The organism is Pseudoalteromonas galatheae (genome assembly GCF_005886105.2).
Lineage (GTDB): Bacteria > Pseudomonadota > Gammaproteobacteria > Enterobacterales > Alteromonadaceae > Pseudoalteromonas > Pseudoalteromonas galatheae.
This window is the reverse complement of the sequence record NZ_PNCO02000001.1, coordinates 2889048-2905998: the sequence shown is the minus strand read 5'-3', so window position 1 is coordinate 2905998 and position 16951 is coordinate 2889048. Positions and strand designations below refer to the sequence as shown.

Genomic DNA, 16951 nt, shown 5'->3' with positions numbered 1-16951 from the left:
ATTTACTTGCTAAATTCAATGACGGTAGCATGCGGTTATTTCATTAAGCAGCGATAGTGACGGTATCGCTGCAAATTAGCATTAGTTTAAGTTAGTGACCCGTGCTCTTGGGCCTTTTACTTCTTCGGCTGTTGGTGCAGCTTTGGCTTTGAGCTGAGCGTCGATAATGTTTTTCGCAGCAATCAAAAAACCAAGGCCTAAAAAGGCGCCCGGTGGCAGGATTGCAACTAAAAATTGATGATCGAATGAGAAGATCTCAATACGCAATACACTTGCCCAGTTGCCAAGGAGTAGTTCGGCACCATCAAATAGTGTTCCTTGGCCAATCAATTCGCGCATTGCACCCAGTACAAATAGCACCAGTGCAAAACCCAGCCCCATCATTAACCCATCCCAAACTGATAACAACGGACTATTCTTCGAAGCGAACGCCTCGGCACGACCAATAATGGCACAGTTGGTTACGATTAACGGTATAAATATGCCAAGGGATTGATACAGACCAAAGGTATAAGCGTTCATGAGTAGTTGAATAACCGTAACAAAGGCGGCGATGATCATGACAAACACGGGAATACGAATGTCTTTTGGCACCCAGTTTCTCACCACGGATACGGTAAAGTTAGAACCAACCAGTACCAGTAATGTGGCAATACCAAGCCCTAACGCATTGGTTACCGTTGAAGTCACCGCAAGGAGCGGACATAGGCCCAAAAGTTGTACCAGTGCAGGGTTATTTTGCCATGTACCTTCTTGAAAGAGCGATTTTAACTGACTCATTGTGACACCTCGCAAGTATTAGGCGCGTTAAATAGCGCATCAAAATGAGTTTTGGCAAACCATGCAGCCTGATTTACTGAGGTTACCACGGCGCGTGGGGTAATGGTTGCGCCGGTAAATGAATCAAATTGACCGCCGTCTTTTTTCACATTCATTTTAGGGTCTGCTTCACCTTCAACTTGAACGCCGTTAAAAGTCGTTACCCAAGCCGATTTTGCCAGCTCTACCTTATCACCAAGGCCAGGGGTTTCTTCATGGCGCGTTACACGCACGCCTGAGATCAGACCTTGTCTATCGACAGCGGTTAAGACATCAATATTGCCACTGTAGCCTTTTGGGGTGATGTGTCTCACTAAAAGAGCTGAGGGGTTGTCATTGAGTCTGGCTCTGTAAATCGTGTGCGGACCGCCTGGGCCGAGTTCTAAGGCGTTGCTGGTGGTGCAATCCAAATACAGAGTATTGTCGTACTTATCTGCTGCAATCACCTGAGAAAGTAGTTGCATCAGGTGTTGCTGTTCTTGGCTGGCAATCTTATCTTTAGTGAGGTCATTAATCAGTGCGACCGCTCCAGTTGTTGCCAGTGCAAATGCCGCGAGGATAAGGCCATTTTTCTGCATCGATTGAATTATCATGATTTAGCTCCATGACCATAAGTACGAGGCTGAGTGTAATGATCGATAAGTGGTACTGCCATATTCATGATCACAACTGCAAATGCAACGGCGTCTGGATAGCCACCAAATTGACGAATAACATAGACAGTAAAGCCAATTGCCGCGCCGTAAATCAGGCGACCTAAGTTAGTGGTGGAGGCCGACACCGGATCGGTGGCAATAAAGAAGGCACCAAGCATAGCGCCGCCACTTAACAAGTGGAATAGGGTGCCCGGCTCTGATTCAGGGGCAATGATATAGCCAATTGCACTAGCAAGGCCAAGACTGGCAATAAAGGCTACAGGAATATGCCAGTTGATCACTTTGGCTTTTAGCAGGTAAAGGCCGCCTAGCAAAAAGGCGAGGTTAACATATTGCCAACCAATTCCTGCAAGCGCTCCAAAACCCTGCTTACTCATCGCCTCATTCACGGTTAAACCTTGTGAGACTGCGGTTTTTACCGAGTCTAATGGCGTTGCACCAGTCGCGCCGTCAATCACACCTGCACGCCATACGTCAAGTGTGACACCTTGGCTGGTGGATTCAGTAAAGATCATCGCGAGCTGGTCAACAAAACTTAGCGACTCTAACATGAGCGCTTGAATAGGTGACCATGAAGTCATTTGTACAGGGAAGGAGATCAGCAATAATACATAGGCCGCCATGGCTGGGTTGAAAAGATTAAAGCCTAGGCCACCGTATAGCTGTTTTACAATAGCGATGGCAAAAAATGCACCAATGACGGTTATCCACCAAGGGGCTAGCGGCGGAATACTGATGGCCAGCAGCACAGCGGTGAGCCAAGCACTGCCGTCGCTGAGGCTGGGCCATATCGCTCGACCTCTTAGCTTTAGCACTAGCGCTTCAGCAAGACTTGCGGTAATAAGCGCCAAAGCCAACTGGATCAATACACCAAAACCAAAATAGTAGGTTTGAACTAAGATCCCGGGAATACAGGCTGCCATGACGGTCATCATGATTTTGTTGACCGACTTATGGCTATGATTGTGCGGGGATGAGGCCATGGTTAGTTTCATGACGGTTCATTTCCTTCTTGTTCTTTCGCTTGCTTCTTCGCTTTTGCTCTCGCAATTGCGGCTTTAACGGCGGCTTTTTTACGTGCTTCAGGGCTAAGTGCTCGTTGCTGCTCAGATGTGCCCTCAGCATCTTGCTCTGTACCGCTGGAGTCTGTTTCTGATCCCGCCGTTGGCTCATTTACTTCTTTGTCTTGCTCATTCATGCTTTCGCCAGCTTCTAGTGCCTCTTTAGCGGCTTTCTTGGCCTTGGCTCTAGCGATTGCTGCAGCAACAGCGGCTTTACGTGGATCTTCCTCGGCGCTTTCCGTTGGAGCGGCTTCTGCTTGTTCGCTCACGCTTGCGCCAGCTTCTTCAGCCTCTTTAGCAGCTTTCTTGGCCTTAGCTCTGGCAATTGCGGCAGCAACGGCGGCTTTACGTGGATCTTCGTCAGTATTATCGGTTTGAGCACTTTGTGAAGCGTCTGCTTGATTGCTTTCGTCAGCTTCTTCCGCCTGTTTAGCGGCTTTTTTGGCCTTAGCTCTTGCAATTGCGGCGGCAACAGCTGCCTTTTTATCGCTTGGCGCTGCATTGACTTCAGGTTCTGGGGTGTCTTCTGCGGCTTCTTTTTTGGCTTTAGCCCGGGCGATTGCAGCAGCTACGGCTGCCTTTTTATCATCTGCTGCAGCTGGCTCAGATTCAGGCGCGGTTTGGGCTGCGGCCTTTTTCGCCTTTGCACGGGCAATGGCGGCGGCTACTGCATCTTTTTTATCTGTGCTTTCAGACTGGTCAGTTTTTTCTTCTTTATATTTACGCGCTTGCGCTTTGCGTTTTGCACGCTCTTCAGCAATGGCGCTGTTGTCCGGCTCTAACTCACCATTCTCACCCTGTTTGGCTTTGGCGCGTGCAATCGCAGCTTGGACCGCGGATTTATCTGACTGCTTATCTTTAACGCGTGATAGTGCTTCTTGCACTTTTTCTTTATCTGCGGCTTTTGGCGCAGCACCAGCTGAACGGCGTTTATGTTTATTTTGACGCTCTTCCTGTTCTCGCTCTAAGCGCTCTTTTCTTGCTTCAAAACGCTCTTTAGCACGCTCAGCTTTGACTTGTTCAAGTTTTTGTTCGCGAATGTCGGCTTTGGCCACTCGGTAGTATTGCACCAAGGGGATTTCGCTTGGACAAACATAAGAGCACGCACCGCATTCGATACAGTCAAAGAGGTTGTATTCCTCTAATTTTTGGTACTCTTTGCCTTTAGCAAACCATTGTAACTGTTGTGGTAATAAGCTTTGAGGGCAGGCATCTGCACAGGCACTACAGCGAATACATGCCTTTTCATCACCTGGGATCGCAAGTTCTTGGTTGTCTGGCGCGAGTATACAGTTGGTGGTTTTGACCACAGGGATCCTAACCGATGGCAAGGTAAAGCCCATCATTGGACCGCCCATGACGACGCGCTGCGCCTCTACTGGTGAAAAGCCTTGCGAGTCAAGCAGATGCTTTATTTCAGTGCCGAGTAAAGCCCACACATTGCTTGGTTGAGTAATGGTATTACCGGTCACGGTAACTACGCGCTCAATAAGGGGTTTCCCCTCAAAAATGGCTTGCCAAATTGCGAACAGCGTTCCGACGTTCTGCACTAGTACGCCGATATCAGCAGGGATCCCAGTACTCGGTACTTCTTTAGAGGTTAATACCTTAACCAGTTGCTTTTCACCGCCAGAGGGATATTTGGTTGGCACACTACGGACTAAGATATCCTGATTATGCTGAGCCGCTGCGGTGATCGCCGCAATGGCTTCAGGTTTATTATCTTCAATGCCAAACAACACTTTTTGTGGTTTCAATATACCTTGTAGCACTTCGACGCCTGCGACGATTTCTTTGGCGTGTTCACGCATCAAACGATCGTCGGCTGTGATATACGGTTCGCACTCAATGCCATTAACGACTAAAAACTCAATAGGTTTTGGACTGTCAGCTTTGACATAAGTTGGGAATCCCGCACCGCCCATACCGGCAATACCAGCTTGGTGGATAATATCAATAAGCTGTTTGTTATCAAGCGTGTTTAGGTCACTAATAGGATTCAGTGGTGTCCATCTATCTTCACCGTCTGGGCGCAAAATAATACTGAGCTCAGGTAGCGCGGATGGATGCGCCGATGGCATCGGTTTTATCGCTTCAATGATGCCAGATGTGGGCGCATGAATAGGAAGCGACCAGTTCGTGCCGGGAGCCGTCAATGCTTGCCCTTTAAGCACGTGCTCGCCCGACTGTACTAGTAAACTGCCGTTTGCACCTATATGTTGCTTTAACGGGAGAATGAGTTTATCCGGCAAAGGTAAACGAGCAATCGGTTGTTGATTAGATAACGTTTTTTGCTCTGGTGGATGGATGCCACCTGGGAACTGCCACAGTTTTCCACTTTCTATTTGTTCAAGTAATGTTTCCACTTAAACCTCTTAATCAATCTGTGTCACAGGAATGGCGTCTAGCTGCCATTTCCACGTTTGCTTGGTCTGTGCAACTGGGATCATATCAATACAATCAACCGGGCAGGGTTCGACACACAGATCGCAGCCTGTGCACTCGTCAACGAGTACGGTGTGCATTTGTCTGGTTGCACCAACAATGGCATCAACGGGGCAAGCTTGAATGCATTTGGTACAGCCAATACATTCGTCTTCACGAATGTAAGCCACCTTCTTGACCGGCTCAGCGTCTTCTCCACCAGCCAATGGCTTTGCTTCTACGCCCATTAAGTCCGCCAGTTTTTTCACTGTAGCTTCACCGCCGGGAGGGCATTTATTTACGTCATCGCCATTCGCAATCGCTTCAGCGTACGGTCGACAGCCGGGATAGCCGCACTGGCCGCATTGAGTTTGTGGCAGAATGGCGTCTATCTGTTCAACAATTGGGTTGCTTTCAACTCGGTATTTCACTGCTGCATAGCCAAGCACAATACCAAAAATGAGCGCCAGCGCACCAAGTGCAAGTAATGCGTAAAGTAATGTCATATCTAAAACTTAACCAATCCAGAAAAGCCCATAAACGCAAGCGACATGAGTCCTGCGGTGATCATCGCTATCGATGCTCCTTTAAAGGGGGTTGGCACGTCAGCGACAGCTAAGCGCTCACGCAAGGCGGCAAATAGCACCAGAACCATAGAAAAACCAACCGCTGCGCCAAAACCATAAACTGCAGACTCTAAAAAGGTATGGTCTTTCTTAATATTAAGTAATGCAACACCTAGTACTGCACAATTAGTTGTAATTAAAGGCAAGAAAATTCCCAGCAACCGATACAAGGTTGGGCTGGTTTTACGCACCACCATTTCAGTAAATTGCACAACCACTGCGATAACCAAAATAAAACTCATCGTTCTTAAAAAAGTGAGGTCAAGCGGCAACAAGATATATTGATTGACCAAATAGCTGGTGACTGAAGCTAGGGTGAGAACAAATGTTGTCGCTAAAGACATTCCCACTGCGGTATCTAATTTTCCAGATACCCCCATAAATGGGCATAAACCCAAAAACTGAACTAAAACGAAGTTATTCACCAGCACTGTGCCAATGAGCAACAAAATGTATTCGGTCATTCCTGCCTCTATAACTTAGTCACTTTATTCGGGCTATTCCCGATAAATCGAGGTGATAGTTAACTGTATTAAAGAATTTACTGGGTGCAAATTTTGATTTGATTTAATTTTGCTAAAAGCACTTTTCAGTATAATTAAATCGATAGCACCGTTTCGCTCTGTGTTTCTAAATGAAAAAGCATACTTTGCAATCAACAGAGTTATGGTCTCTGATTTCGTAAGGCTTTTGCTTAAGGTCTCATGCTAGCAGTTTTCATTTTATTATTGGCAAATAACCCTAACTCAGAGCTCGTTTACTAAGCAGTTTATTGATTTTATTTTATAAAAATCAATGTGATAGATGTTTTAATCTTACTGAACTCTGGTTAGTTGTTAGTGCCGAAATAATCTCCATGACTATCTTTGTGAACTTCTTATAGTGCATGGATAAATTTGAATGATAATTCCTGCCAATAGTAACACAGATTGCAATAGGTGTGGCAAATGATAGTGTATGAAAGTAAGCGCAATGACGCTGGAGAATAGGGCAGGGCAAACAAGTTGCCCTTGGAGTTTTTGTTGAGCTCGGATAAGCCTTGAATTATCCGAGCTCAGGTTACCTAGATTTCTTTCGGTTTTTCGATGTAGTAGCCTTGTACACCATCCAAACAGAGCGTTTCGACGATGTGCTTCTCTTCTTGACTCTCGATACCTTCGGCAAATACGTTGACACCGATACGGTGTGCAAGGTCAACCATCAAGCGCATAAAGTATTGATTATTCTTGTCTTCTTCAAGGCCACGAGTATAGCTTGCATCCATTTTGATATAGTCAGGCTTTAGGTCTCTAAAGAACTTAAACGATGTTAAGCCCACACCAAAGCGCTCAACGGTGATACGAGCGCCAGCACGATGCACCATATCAATAAAACGCTTACTGGCTTTAATATTTTGCTGTAAGCCAAACTCGCTAACTTCAAATACCAGTTTAGAGGCTAGATTGGTTTCTTTTAACAAACGACGCTCTAACCAGATCACAAATTGATCGTTATGAGCGCTCGATGCGGTAACGTTGATCCCAAAATACTTTTCGTTAAAGTTACGCGTTTTAATAAGTTCTAGCGAAGTGTCTATGATCAACTGATCAATCTCAATGGCCATTTCTAGCTTTTCAGCCATGGCAAGGAATGAGGCCGTTGGTAGCATTTGCCCCTCTTCGGTTTTGAAGCGGGATTGGATCTCTGCATAGGCCTTAGAATTTTTACCAATTGGCATGATATTTTGCATCATCAAACTAACACGCTTGCTGCTGATCACATCGCGGATCACGCGACGCCAGTTTTGGTTGCCAAATCCAGCACTGACATTATTCACTAAGTCAGACTCACGTTGAATATGCCAAGCATTGGCTTGTTTGCTCTGCGCCATACTCATCGCATTATCAACAACTGAGAGTAGCTCTCCAAGTGGTTTACCGTTCTCATAAGGCACAATCCCAGTGTTTGCAACCGATGATAGTTCTTGGTTTTGCTGGAACTGAGTGAAGCGCGCTTGCAGAGTTTCACCAAACTCTTCCGCTTCTTTACTTGGCACGTTGGGTAAAATCACCGCAAAATCCGAGCTATTTAAACGGAACACTTGGCTGCCTGCATAAGTACCGGTGACGTGCTTGATGATATCCGATACTGACTTAATATATTCATCGCCTTTTTGATAGCCACGGGTTTGGTTAATGACTTGCAATTCAGAGCAACGGATCATCGCCAGTGAGCCAAATGCCTTTTTGGCAGACGACTCAATATATTGCTCGTAGTATTCAACGAACATATTGCGGTTGCCAAGATCGGTGACGACATCTTTATACGCTTCTTGCTTAATAGTGTGGGCGGCATTTTTAATGTCTTCTTGCTTTGACTTTAAAAAGCTGGCTAAGCGTTTAAAAGAGGGGACTAAATCATGCCCAAGTTCTGCTACTTTGCCATCGTTAAAATCAAACTCAATGTTGTCGGTGACTTGGTTTTGTGTGATGTATGAATCTACAGCACTGGCGACGGTCATACTGACGTTACGGTTAAGCTTCTTATAGACGCCTTGCATAAAGAAGACGGGAATAAAAGCGACCAGTGCAGAAATAATAATGAGCAATAGTAGGGCTTGTTGCAGTAGTTGCGCCTGGCTTTGTGCATTGATCAAGAATTCGATTTTGATGTCTTTGCTATCGTTAACAGCAAATTGAGGACGAATAGCATTGATGTTTGATTCAATAATTTCAGCGATAAAAGGAAGATTGCTTGGCGTATTGACTTGTAAAACGGTTTGACCGTCAAAATCTCTTATAATAAAAGTTGAGAAAACATCTCCGCTATTTAGTGCTTGGCGAATGTGTTCTGGGGTCACTTCAGTGATTTTTTTGTCTTTGATATACTCTGTTACCATAGTGTGTGCGCTTTGCTGCGCTTTATTTATTGCAGAGTCAAAACTTGTTGCGAAAAAAAAGCTACCAATCAAGGAGAATAATAGCCAAGAGGTGACTTGGAGTACGATAAGTTTTTTAAAACCAGCCATAGTACGCTTCTTAAAGAGGGTTATTCCATAGTATCGGGTGCATTGCCAAATTCTTTATCAAATTCATCGGTTTGATTTTCGTCTGAGCGATAAATTACAGAGCAGGTTGTTGTTTGAGCAAGTGCAGTGAGAATATTGCTTGTAGAGTAGTGTAAATGCTTGAAAAAGTCTAATGCTTTCGTGGAATTGGCTCCCCCTCCCCGACTCGAACGGGGGACCTGCGGATTAACAGTCCGTCGCTCTAACCAACTGAGCTAAGGGGGAAGCGTATCTCTCAACGGGGCGAAATATTAATGACGACATTGCAAGGTGTCAACCACTAAAATCACAGAAACGTAAAAAACTCTACTAAGCGATGAATTAATGCGCTATTTGTTGGCTTTTTAGCTTGTTCAACGCATTTTATCGCGTTAAAACGGCGCATTTTACATTTACTTGTTGTGTGAATGTGGCTCGCGATACCAAGTAAGAGAGTCGAACCAAAGCTAAAACGAATAAAATTAACATATATAATCTTCACTGTGTATTCGTACAGTTGGTTTTTTAGTTTCATGTATTTTTTGAACGTTTTGCTCGAATTGTATCCTTAACAGCTCATTTTATGATGTTTTCTCAAGATCTTTAAATTAGTGCAATTGTCACTTGGATGGGATCATTGAGTATAAATAGTGTTGTATTAATAATCTCGACTTAAGTGCAGTGGGGCTAGCAGTAAGTAGTTACTATCAATAAATTGAAAATCAATAACTTAATAAAAAGACCAGTTAAAACAAATGGATATGTTTGGCTGGTTAATTTTGGAATATATGAAGATTTTTACTTCCAGAAGCAAGGTTAGTCTACAGATCTAAATTGATCCAGTTGTTGTTTTAAGAACGATCATACTAAATGCACCGTTGATCAAAATTACTCCAAGCTGAAAACCTTTATTCTACTGGCTTGGAGCGACTTATCCACGGAATCTGTGGATAACATTGTTTATTATTATTTGAGAAGTATTGCAAGACTATGAAAATAGGGCGCTGCGGCCGTTTCAAGTAAAATTCGATAAATATTTAAATCTATTAATATCAATGGGTTATGTTTGGTTGGGTATTTTTGTTTATTTGTTATTCAGTGTGAAGCTTTTATGAACTTTTGGCCAATTTGGTTGTGCAAAAAACATGCTACTTTGCGAGGTGGATTGTAACTTTTTTGTCAAAACTTACTGAATCGTTATTTTTAACACTAAATCTTAATCCTATGACTTAATACCAGCTTTTTATAAGTAACTGTTGCTAATTTAGACTTTATCACGACTCTTGACGTTTCCCGCATAGCGTCAACATCTTGAATAGCATACAATGAGCCGCTTAAAGTATCAGAAATAGGTTGTTATGACTCAAGCTAAGTCAAATTCCAATGGCAACGATATCCTTTTTGGTGATATTGGGGCGACTTTAAAGCGAATGACGATCCCCATGATATTCGGGATGATCACGCTGATGATGTTTAATCTCGTTGATACTTTCTTTATTAGTATGCTAGGCACCGAGCCGCTCGCAGCGATCAGTTTCACTTTCCCTGTTACCTTTACTGTAATTAGCTTGGCCATTGGGCTAGGCATCGGAACATCTGCCGTTATCGCTAAGGCTTTGGGTAGCAATTTGCTTGATGAAGCTAAATTTGATGCCGCAGTGGCTATTATTATCTCTGCGATATTAGTTTCATTACTTTCTATTCTTGGTTTTATTTTTGTCGATGAGATCTTTATTCTCCTCGGTGCAGGTGAAGCGGTTATGCCATTTATCCACGACTATATGTCGGTGTGGTTTATTGGCTCGATTTTATTGATAACACCGATGATTGGTAATTCAGTGTTGCGTGCCAGTGGTGACACCAAAACGCCAAGTTTAGTCATGGGACTCGGAGGATTAGTCAATGCGGTGCTGGACCCGATATTAATCTTCGGATTTGGGCCTATTGATGCAATGGGTGTGAAAGGGGCTGCAGTGGCCAGTGTGTTGTCTTGGAGTCTTGGGGTAACTATCATTTTATATTTGCTGATAGTTAAAAAGCGTCTTATCTCACTGTCTGCAAAATACACCAGCTTCACAAATGCGGCGAAAAAAATTCTCACTATAGGCCTGCCTGCAGCTGGTGCAAATATGCTGACACCTTTAGCAATGGCGGTAATGACAGCACTTATAGCTAGTTATGGACCTGAAGCTGTGGCCGCATTTGGTGTTGGCAGTCGTATTGAGTCGATCGCAAGTCTGGTGGTTTTAGCGCTTTCTATGACCTTGCCGCCATTTGTCAGCCAGAACTTTGGTGCAAAGCACTATCAGCGTGTGTCTGATGCCTATACCCAAACACTTAAATTTGTGCTTGGTTTTCAATTTGCGGTCTACTTATTGCTGGTATTGAGCGCTTACTATATAAGTCATACTTTTGGTAATGAGCCGGCTGTTGTTGAAACCATACAGCTATTTATTTATATCATGCCGTTAGGATACGGTCTTCAAGGCGTGATCATATTAACCAATTCGTCATTTAATGCGTTGCATAAACCGATGAATGCACTCATTCTAAGTGTGATCCGGTTGTTCATATTCTATGTACCTATTGCTTATTTAGGCTCACTGTTGGCTGGATTGCCAGGATTATTTGCTGGCGCTGCTTTGGGAAATTTATTTACTGCAGCCATTGCCTACAATTGGTTTAAGAAAGTCATTAATGAAATTGCAGCAAGTGAGGTTCAAAAGGAGGCATAATGGAAGATAAGTTTCAGCTAGTTTCTGAGTTTCAGCCAAGCGGAGATCAACCAACAGCGATTGCTCAGCTGTGCGATGGCTTAGAATCAGGCCTTGCACATCAAACCTTGCTGGGGGCTACCGGGACGGGTAAAACCTTTACCATGGCTAACATCATTAATAACCTCAACCGTCCGACGATTATTATGGCGCATAACAAAACGCTGGCTGCACAGTTGTACGGCGAAATGAAAGAGTTCTTTCCTCATAATGCGGTTGAGTATTTCGTTTCTTATTACGACTATTACCAACCCGAAGCCTATGTTGTTGCTAGCGACACATTTATTGAGAAAGACGCCTCTATCAACGATCATATAGAGCAAATGCGTCTATCTGCGACCAAGGCCTTGCTTGAGCGCAGAGACACTATCATCGTAGCCTCAGTTTCAGCGATTTATGGCCTTGGCGATCCCGACTCTTACATGAAAATGATGCTGTTACTGAAAGTCGGTGAAACTATCGATCAGCGTGACATGTTAAGACGTTTGGCAGAGCTACAGTACACACGTAATGATATGGATTTTAGCCGTGGTACTTATCGAGTTCGTGGTGAAGTTATTGATATTTTTCCTGCCGAGTCAGAAACCATCGCGGTACGAGTCGAGATGTTTGACGATGAGATAGAGAGGATCAGCCTGTTTGATCCCTTGACGGGTGCCATTGAAAAACATCTCGTTCGCGCGACTATTTATCCAAAAACTCACTATGTGACGCCAAGAGAAAAGATCCTTGATGCCATTGAGCGTATCAAGGTCGAACTCAAAGAGCGCCGCACTCAATTACTGGATAAAAGTCGCTTAGTCGAAGAGCAGCGCATTGCTCAACGTACACAGTACGATATTGAAATGATGACAGAGCTTGGCTATTGCTCTGGTATTGAGAATTACAGTCGATATTTATCGGGACGTGCACCAGGCGAGCCACCCCCAACTTTGTTAGATTATTTGCCGGATGACGCGCTTATGATCATCGATGAATCTCACGTTACCGTTTCGCAGGTAGGGGCAATGTACAAAGGTGACCGCAGTCGTAAAGAAAACTTAGTTGAATATGGTTTTAGGTTGCCGTCTGCGCTGGATAATAGGCCACTAAAGTTTGAAGAGTTTGAAGCGATTTCGCCACAGACCATTTATGTTTCGGCGACTCCCGGTGATTATGAATTGAATAAATCAGCGGGTGATGTTGCCGAGCAAGTGATCCGCCCAACTGGGCTATTAGATCCAGAAGTAGAGGTGCGTCCAGTTGCAACTCAAGTTGACGATTTGCTCTCTGAGATCTACAAACGGGTTGAAGTGAATGAGCGTGTGCTGGTTACTACGCTAACAAAACGCATGTCAGAAGATCTGACCGATTATCTTAACGATCATAATGTTAAGGTGCGTTACTTACACTCTGATATCGATACCGTTGAACGTATGGAGATCATTCGAGACCTACGTAAAGGTGTTTTTGATGTACTAGTCGGCATCAACTTGTTACGAGAGGGCTTGGATATGCCTGAGGTTTCATTGGTTGCCATACTTGATGCGGATAAAGAAGGCTTTTTACGTTCTACGCGCTCTCTTATTCAGACAATTGGCCGCGCGGCACGTCACTTAAATGGTAAAGCGATTTTGTACGGCGATAGAGTAACGAACTCGATGCGCCAAGCGATAGATGAAACGCAAAGACGTAGAGAAAAGCAAGAGGCGTATAATGAGGCTAATGGCATTACACCAACGGCGCTCAATAAGAAGATCACGGATGTGATGGACCTCGGTGAGGAAGTGGCTGATGACAAAGTGGTGGATATCGATGCCAAATTTAAACCTGGTATGCCTGCAATGGATGCGAAAGAGATCGCCAAAGAAATAGACCGACTTGAAGCACAAATGATGAAGTTTGCAAAAGAGCTTGAGTTTGAAAAAGCAGCTCAAGCGCGAGATCAAGTTCAGATCTTACAAAAGCGTTTGATTAAAGCTTAGGGCTAAAACGTCGGCTTTAAAGAATAAAAAAGCATGTGGCCATCACATGCTTTTTTATTGGTTGGGTAGGTTGCTTTATACCAATTGAATTAATTCTCTAATCAATTTGAAGGGTGAAATAGCATATTAGCTTCGTTAAAAATTTCTCATTTAGAACAACTAAATAGCAAAATTTTTGCCTTGCCTATATGGATATAGGTACCTTAGCGGTAGCAGGACGCGAGAGCGGTGCTACTAAAGCTATTTCCCCGTTTCAAGATAGATCATTTACTTAATACAACTGGTATTAAAAGCGATAGCTGACACCAAGAGATAAGTTTGATGTATCCAAGTCACCCATATCAAGGTACTTGTAGCCAAGGTTAACTGCTATACCGTTATCCCAGTCATATTGCCAACCGGCCTCAGCAACAAAACCGATACCGTCGTCAGTAACTAATTTGGTGCGGCCACGAGTGATTTCGTAATCGTAATAGTTCGCCCCTAATTTACCGTAAAAATAGCTATTGTCAGAAATTTGATAGTAGCCTTTAGCCGCAACGACGAAGTTATCAAATTCTAAGTTATTAGCACCAAGACCAAACAAAGTTTTGTTGTTTTGTGTGCAGGTAAATTTGCGATCGTTTTCGTCTTCACACTTCCAATCATCTAAGTCTTCACCGCTGTTATAACCTAATTCAAGCGCCAAAATTGGCGTAAAGTGATAGTTGTAATACAGGTAGGCTTGACCTACACCATCACCATCTTTGCTTGAGCTTTTATAAGAGGCGCCACCGCCAGAAATGTCTAAACCGACACGGTGTGTCTCGTCCTTTTGCTCTGCAAAAGACGATAAGCTTGTTGTGAGTAATGCAAGAGATAAAAGCGCTTTAAGTTTCATAATCAATGTCCGTTGTGGTTAACTTGAAGACAGTATAAATAGGGTGGGTGTCAAGGTCTGTTGGGGGGCTGTCATAAAGTGTAAGAAGGCGTCGAATTTGGTTTTATTTATTTTACAAATCTAAATAGTTGCACTTGCTAAGTGCTTGTTGGTGTCTTAGGTTTTGCAATGAATATTTGATATTTCATTATGGTGAAAAATGTTAAAATTGCAGCAATAAGCCCACTCCATATGTGATGCATGACCAAATGACTTGCAATGAACATAGGCACATCTTGCCAGCCAGCAATAAACAAAAGTTTACTCAATAACAGCAAATACCCGAGCAGGTGTGCGAAGAGCGCAAACCTAAAGGATTTTATAAATTTACTTTTTGCATTGACAGGTAGCGCTGGGAGGTGGAGGTGTAACGCGACGGTAAAGACTACTGAGAGCAAAATACTCACGCTTCCTAAACCCAGTAATGAGGTTTTAATCAACACGATGGAATAGATGAAAGCTAGTAACATGCGTCAGTCCTACAATTACGAGAAACGCAGTTTATATACGCTTAGGTTTTGAGTCTATTCGAATTATTCTAAGGATTAGGTAGTGATTTTCTGAACGATCGCTCTATACTAAGGGCCGATTTTATCAATAGTTTGTAAACCGATGTAACATTAGCCTGTATTTTCGTGGCATGTTTCGTTATAAATGCAATGCTATGTCGTAGTAAATTCGAAAAAAACAATAATTATTATAGTATTTAAGACCAAGTTGGGAACTAGGGAAATGAAATTTGCTTTTAAGGATTTTTTGTTTGATAGCAAAGAACTCAAGCTTTATAAAGATGATAGAAAGCTAAATCTAAAACAAAAGCCAGCTCAGATATTGGAGCTATTTTTAACTGCTCCTCAAACCATTCACAGTAAAGAAGATATTTTAGAAAAGGTATGGCCAGATAGAAAAGTAACGGATCAGGTCGTATTTCAAAATATCGGGCATTTACGCGCTTTATTTGGGGATGATGCTATCAAAACCTTTTCGAGAAAAGGGTATCAATGGCAGATCCCATGTACGGCCTTTGAGGGAACGACAGAAGCTCAGACCTCAAAGCAGTCTTTGCCTCAATCAACTAACCCCGCAGGGGGAGTGCTAGATGATAAACCTTCTGAGAATGAAGCCACAGTCACGAATAATGCACTCAAAAAACCCGAGTCAGTCAGTAAGCTGCCAATGTTTGGGCTTGTGGGCATACTTGTATTACTCGCTGTGGGTGTTTACTTTACGTTATCGTGAGTCGAACTTACGTGGATTGAGGGCGTATTATGTCGCAAACGTTATATATCACAGGTGCTGGTGTAAGTGCTGAAAGTGGTATTCCGACTTTCCGGGGAGAGGATGGATTTTGGACGATAGGTTCGGCTAACTACACTCCTCAAGAAATGGCTACGCGCGCAATGTATAAATCACAACCGGCGGAATTCTTAAAATGGTATTACCATCGTTTTGTGACTTATCGTAATCACGGCCCCAATCAAGTTCATCAATGGCTTAGTGATAAAAATGTGATCACGCAAAATATCGACGGTTTAGATGGTAAAGCGGGAAATAATCATTTTATTGCGATCCATGGCCGTGTTGATCAGGTGACTCCCTTTCATACCCAAGGTGAGCCCACGGAGTGCTTTACTGCCCCTTGGGATGAGGTGGACGAAAGTCGATTAGCTGAGTCGCTGTTAGCACTTTTCAAGATCGCGCAGCGAGGCCCAGAAAAAGGCGTGTCACTTAAACCCTATGTATTGCTATTCGACGAATACTACACCGATCTGTATCGTATTAGCGAAGCACAGTCACGAATGTATGCTGCGGATCGCATGATTTTTATAGGTACTTCCTTTAGTGTCAATATCACTCAAATGGCCTTGGAAATAGCAAGGCACAAAGCTATTCCAATTGAAGTGGTTGACCCAAACCCTGCGCACTTACTTTACGAGCAAGTCACTTATCACCGTATGACGGCAAGTGAATACATCACCAGTTTGCCAGCCTCTTAATCCAAAGTTTGGGAAAAGTCATCCTGTATTGCCTTGGTAGTAAGTAGCTAACAGAAATTGTTTATACTCGCTGAATCGATTTTGCTGTATGAGATGTGACTCAATCATTTTAGCGTTGTGGAGTTCTACAACGCTTATATGTCGTCGTTCGATTTCTATCAAGCCGAGTAACGCACTTAATTCTTGAATGCTAAGCGGGGTAGTATGGCTATTAAAAGCTAAGTAGCACTCGAGAGGTGTTAACTTTTTTGCATTTCTTTGACTAAGTGCGTTTTGTAGTAGTTCTTTACTTTCAAAGTGTAATAAGGTTCTGAGGTAGTTGAGGCCGTTATCTTTCGCTGCTATTTGCGATAAAAGAATATGCAGTATGTTATTCCCTTGCTGGTTGAGGTTGTTGATTTGCTCAGCTTGGATCAAAGGGGGTGAGAAAAAGGCAAACTTTTCTAAGGAGTTAATCGCAGCTATCATCGCTTCTGGAAAGCGCGCAGCTTGTAAGCAAATACTCGCTATATCTTGATAGTGGCCATAGCGTGCATCGTCACTCTGTGCGCTTTTGAAAAGAAACTTTAGGACTTCAATCTGCTCGTCTTTGGGAGCGTCTGTGTACACGGCTTTTATTTTTTCGATGTTCGCACTTTTTAACGCCAGTAAAAACGGTGCTAAGCTACCATTCGACATTTAAATAC

General features: G+C 43.4%; 13 protein-coding genes and 1 tRNA gene. 4 read left to right on the top strand and 10 right to left on the bottom strand.

Annotated features, from left to right (window positions below):
- Positions 1-81 precede the first annotated feature (81 nt).
- From CWC29_RS12830 to CWC29_RS12795, 8 genes are all read right to left on the bottom strand, one after another.
- Positions 82-780 (bottom strand): electron transport complex subunit E, encoded by a 699-nt coding sequence (locus CWC29_RS12830; RefSeq protein ID WP_010370368.1) that lies wholly within the window; start codon positions 778-780, stop codon positions 82-84.
- Positions 777-1412, bottom strand: coding sequence for an electron transport complex subunit RsxG (gene rsxG / locus CWC29_RS12825; protein WP_138522535.1), 636 nt, complete (start codon positions 1410-1412; stop codon positions 777-779). The genes CWC29_RS12830 and rsxG overlap by 4 nt, the downstream gene beginning before the upstream one ends.
- The gene (gene rsxD, locus CWC29_RS12820; protein WP_138522533.1) at positions 1409-2470 is read right to left on the bottom strand and encodes an electron transport complex subunit RsxD; all 1062 of its coding nucleotides are present in this window, start codon (positions 2468-2470) and stop codon (positions 1409-1411) included. The genes rsxG and rsxD overlap by 4 nt, the downstream gene beginning before the upstream one ends.
- Positions 2467-4902 carry an electron transport complex subunit RsxC gene (rsxC, locus tag CWC29_RS12815; RefSeq protein WP_167815430.1) on the bottom strand — a complete coding sequence of 812 codons (2436 nt, stop codon included), beginning with the start codon at positions 4900-4902 and terminating at the stop codon, positions 2467-2469. Before rsxC ends, rsxD begins: the two co-directional genes overlap by 4 nt.
- A gap of 9 nt (positions 4903-4911) precedes the next feature.
- On the bottom strand, positions 4912-5466 hold the full coding sequence (rsxB, locus tag CWC29_RS12810) for an electron transport complex subunit RsxB (RefSeq protein ID WP_128726757.1): 555 nt from the start codon (positions 5464-5466) through the stop codon (positions 4912-4914).
- A 2-nt stretch (positions 5467-5468) separates the two neighbouring features.
- Positions 5469-6050 (bottom strand): electron transport complex subunit RsxA, encoded by a 582-nt coding sequence (gene rsxA, locus CWC29_RS12805; protein ID WP_010370383.1) that lies wholly within the window; start codon positions 6048-6050, stop codon positions 5469-5471.
- A 599-nt stretch (positions 6051-6649) separates the two neighbouring features.
- Entirely contained in the window at positions 6650-8593 is a 1944-nt protein-coding gene (locus tag CWC29_RS12800) for an EAL domain-containing protein (RefSeq protein WP_138523742.1), read from the bottom strand.
- Between the two features lie 187 nt (positions 8594-8780).
- Positions 8781-8857 (bottom strand) — tRNA-Asn (locus CWC29_RS12795).
- A 1112-nt stretch (positions 8858-9969) separates the two neighbouring features.
- On the opposite strand from CWC29_RS12795, the gene CWC29_RS12790 reads away from it, so the two are divergent.
- On the top strand, positions 9970-11346 hold the full coding sequence (locus CWC29_RS12790; protein WP_128726755.1) for an MATE family efflux transporter: 1377 nt from the start codon (positions 9970-9972) through the stop codon (positions 11344-11346).
- A complete protein-coding gene (gene uvrB, locus CWC29_RS12785; RefSeq protein ID WP_128726754.1) occupies positions 11346-13349 on the top strand; it encodes an excinuclease ABC subunit UvrB in 2004 nt (667 codons plus the stop codon). Before CWC29_RS12790 ends, uvrB begins: the two co-directional genes overlap by 1 nt.
- A gap of 286 nt (positions 13350-13635) precedes the next feature.
- Here the strand turns inward: uvrB and CWC29_RS12780 are convergent, their stop codons facing one another.
- Positions 13636-14229, bottom strand: coding sequence for a porin family protein (locus CWC29_RS12780; RefSeq protein ID WP_128726753.1), 594 nt, complete (start codon positions 14227-14229; stop codon positions 13636-13638).
- Positions 14230-15000: 771 nt separating this feature from the next.
- On the opposite strand from CWC29_RS12780, the gene CWC29_RS12770 reads away from it, so the two are divergent.
- Both CWC29_RS12770 and CWC29_RS12765 read left to right on the top strand, forming a co-directional pair.
- Positions 15001-15507, top strand: a complete 507-nt coding sequence (locus CWC29_RS12770; RefSeq protein ID WP_138522168.1) for a winged helix-turn-helix domain-containing protein — start codon at positions 15001-15003, stop codon at positions 15505-15507.
- A gap of 29 nt (positions 15508-15536) precedes the next feature.
- Positions 15537-16265 (top strand): SIR2 family NAD-dependent protein deacylase, encoded by a 729-nt coding sequence (locus tag CWC29_RS12765; protein WP_128726750.1) that lies wholly within the window; start codon positions 15537-15539, stop codon positions 16263-16265.
- Positions 16266-16283: 18 nt separating this feature from the next.
- Here the strand turns inward: CWC29_RS12765 and CWC29_RS12760 are convergent, their stop codons facing one another.
- A complete protein-coding gene (locus CWC29_RS12760) occupies positions 16284-16943 on the bottom strand; it encodes a hypothetical protein (RefSeq protein ID WP_128726749.1) in 660 nt (219 codons plus the stop codon).
- Positions 16944-16951: the final 8 nt, after the last annotated feature.

What these genes read in the sequence shown, in the direction of transcription:
- CWC29_RS12830 (WP_010370368.1), bottom strand. Translation starts at nt 780, where the DNA reads ATGAGTCAGTTAAAATCGCTCTTTCAAGAAGGTACATGGCAAAATAAC.
- rsxG (WP_138522535.1), bottom strand. Translation starts at nt 1,412, where the DNA reads ATGATAATTCAATCGATGCAGAAAAATGGCCTTATCCTCGCGGCATTT.
- rsxD (WP_138522533.1), bottom strand. Translation starts at nt 2,470, where the DNA reads ATGAAACTAACCATGGCCTCATCCCCGCACAATCATAGCCATAAGTCG.
- rsxB (WP_128726757.1), bottom strand. Translation starts at nt 5,466, where the DNA reads ATGACATTACTTTACGCATTACTTGCACTTGGTGCGCTGGCGCTCATT.
- rsxA (WP_010370383.1), bottom strand. Translation starts at nt 6,050, where the DNA reads ATGACCGAATACATTTTGTTGCTCATTGGCACAGTGCTGGTGAATAAC.
- CWC29_RS12800 (WP_138523742.1), bottom strand. Translation starts at nt 8,593, where the DNA reads ATGGCTGGTTTTAAAAAACTTATCGTACTCCAAGTCACCTCTTGGCTA.
- CWC29_RS12790 (WP_128726755.1), top strand. Translation starts at nt 9,970, where the DNA reads ATGACTCAAGCTAAGTCAAATTCCAATGGCAACGATATCCTTTTTGGT.
- uvrB (WP_128726754.1), top strand. Translation starts at nt 11,346, where the DNA reads ATGGAAGATAAGTTTCAGCTAGTTTCTGAGTTTCAGCCAAGCGGAGAT.
- CWC29_RS12780 (WP_128726753.1), bottom strand. Translation starts at nt 14,229, where the DNA reads ATGAAACTTAAAGCGCTTTTATCTCTTGCATTACTCACAACAAGCTTA.
- CWC29_RS12770 (WP_138522168.1), top strand. Translation starts at nt 15,001, where the DNA reads ATGAAATTTGCTTTTAAGGATTTTTTGTTTGATAGCAAAGAACTCAAG.
- CWC29_RS12765 (WP_128726750.1), top strand. Translation starts at nt 15,537, where the DNA reads ATGTCGCAAACGTTATATATCACAGGTGCTGGTGTAAGTGCTGAAAGT.
- CWC29_RS12760 (WP_128726749.1), bottom strand. Translation starts at nt 16,943, where the DNA reads ATGTCGAATGGTAGCTTAGCACCGTTTTTACTGGCGTTAAAAAGTGCG.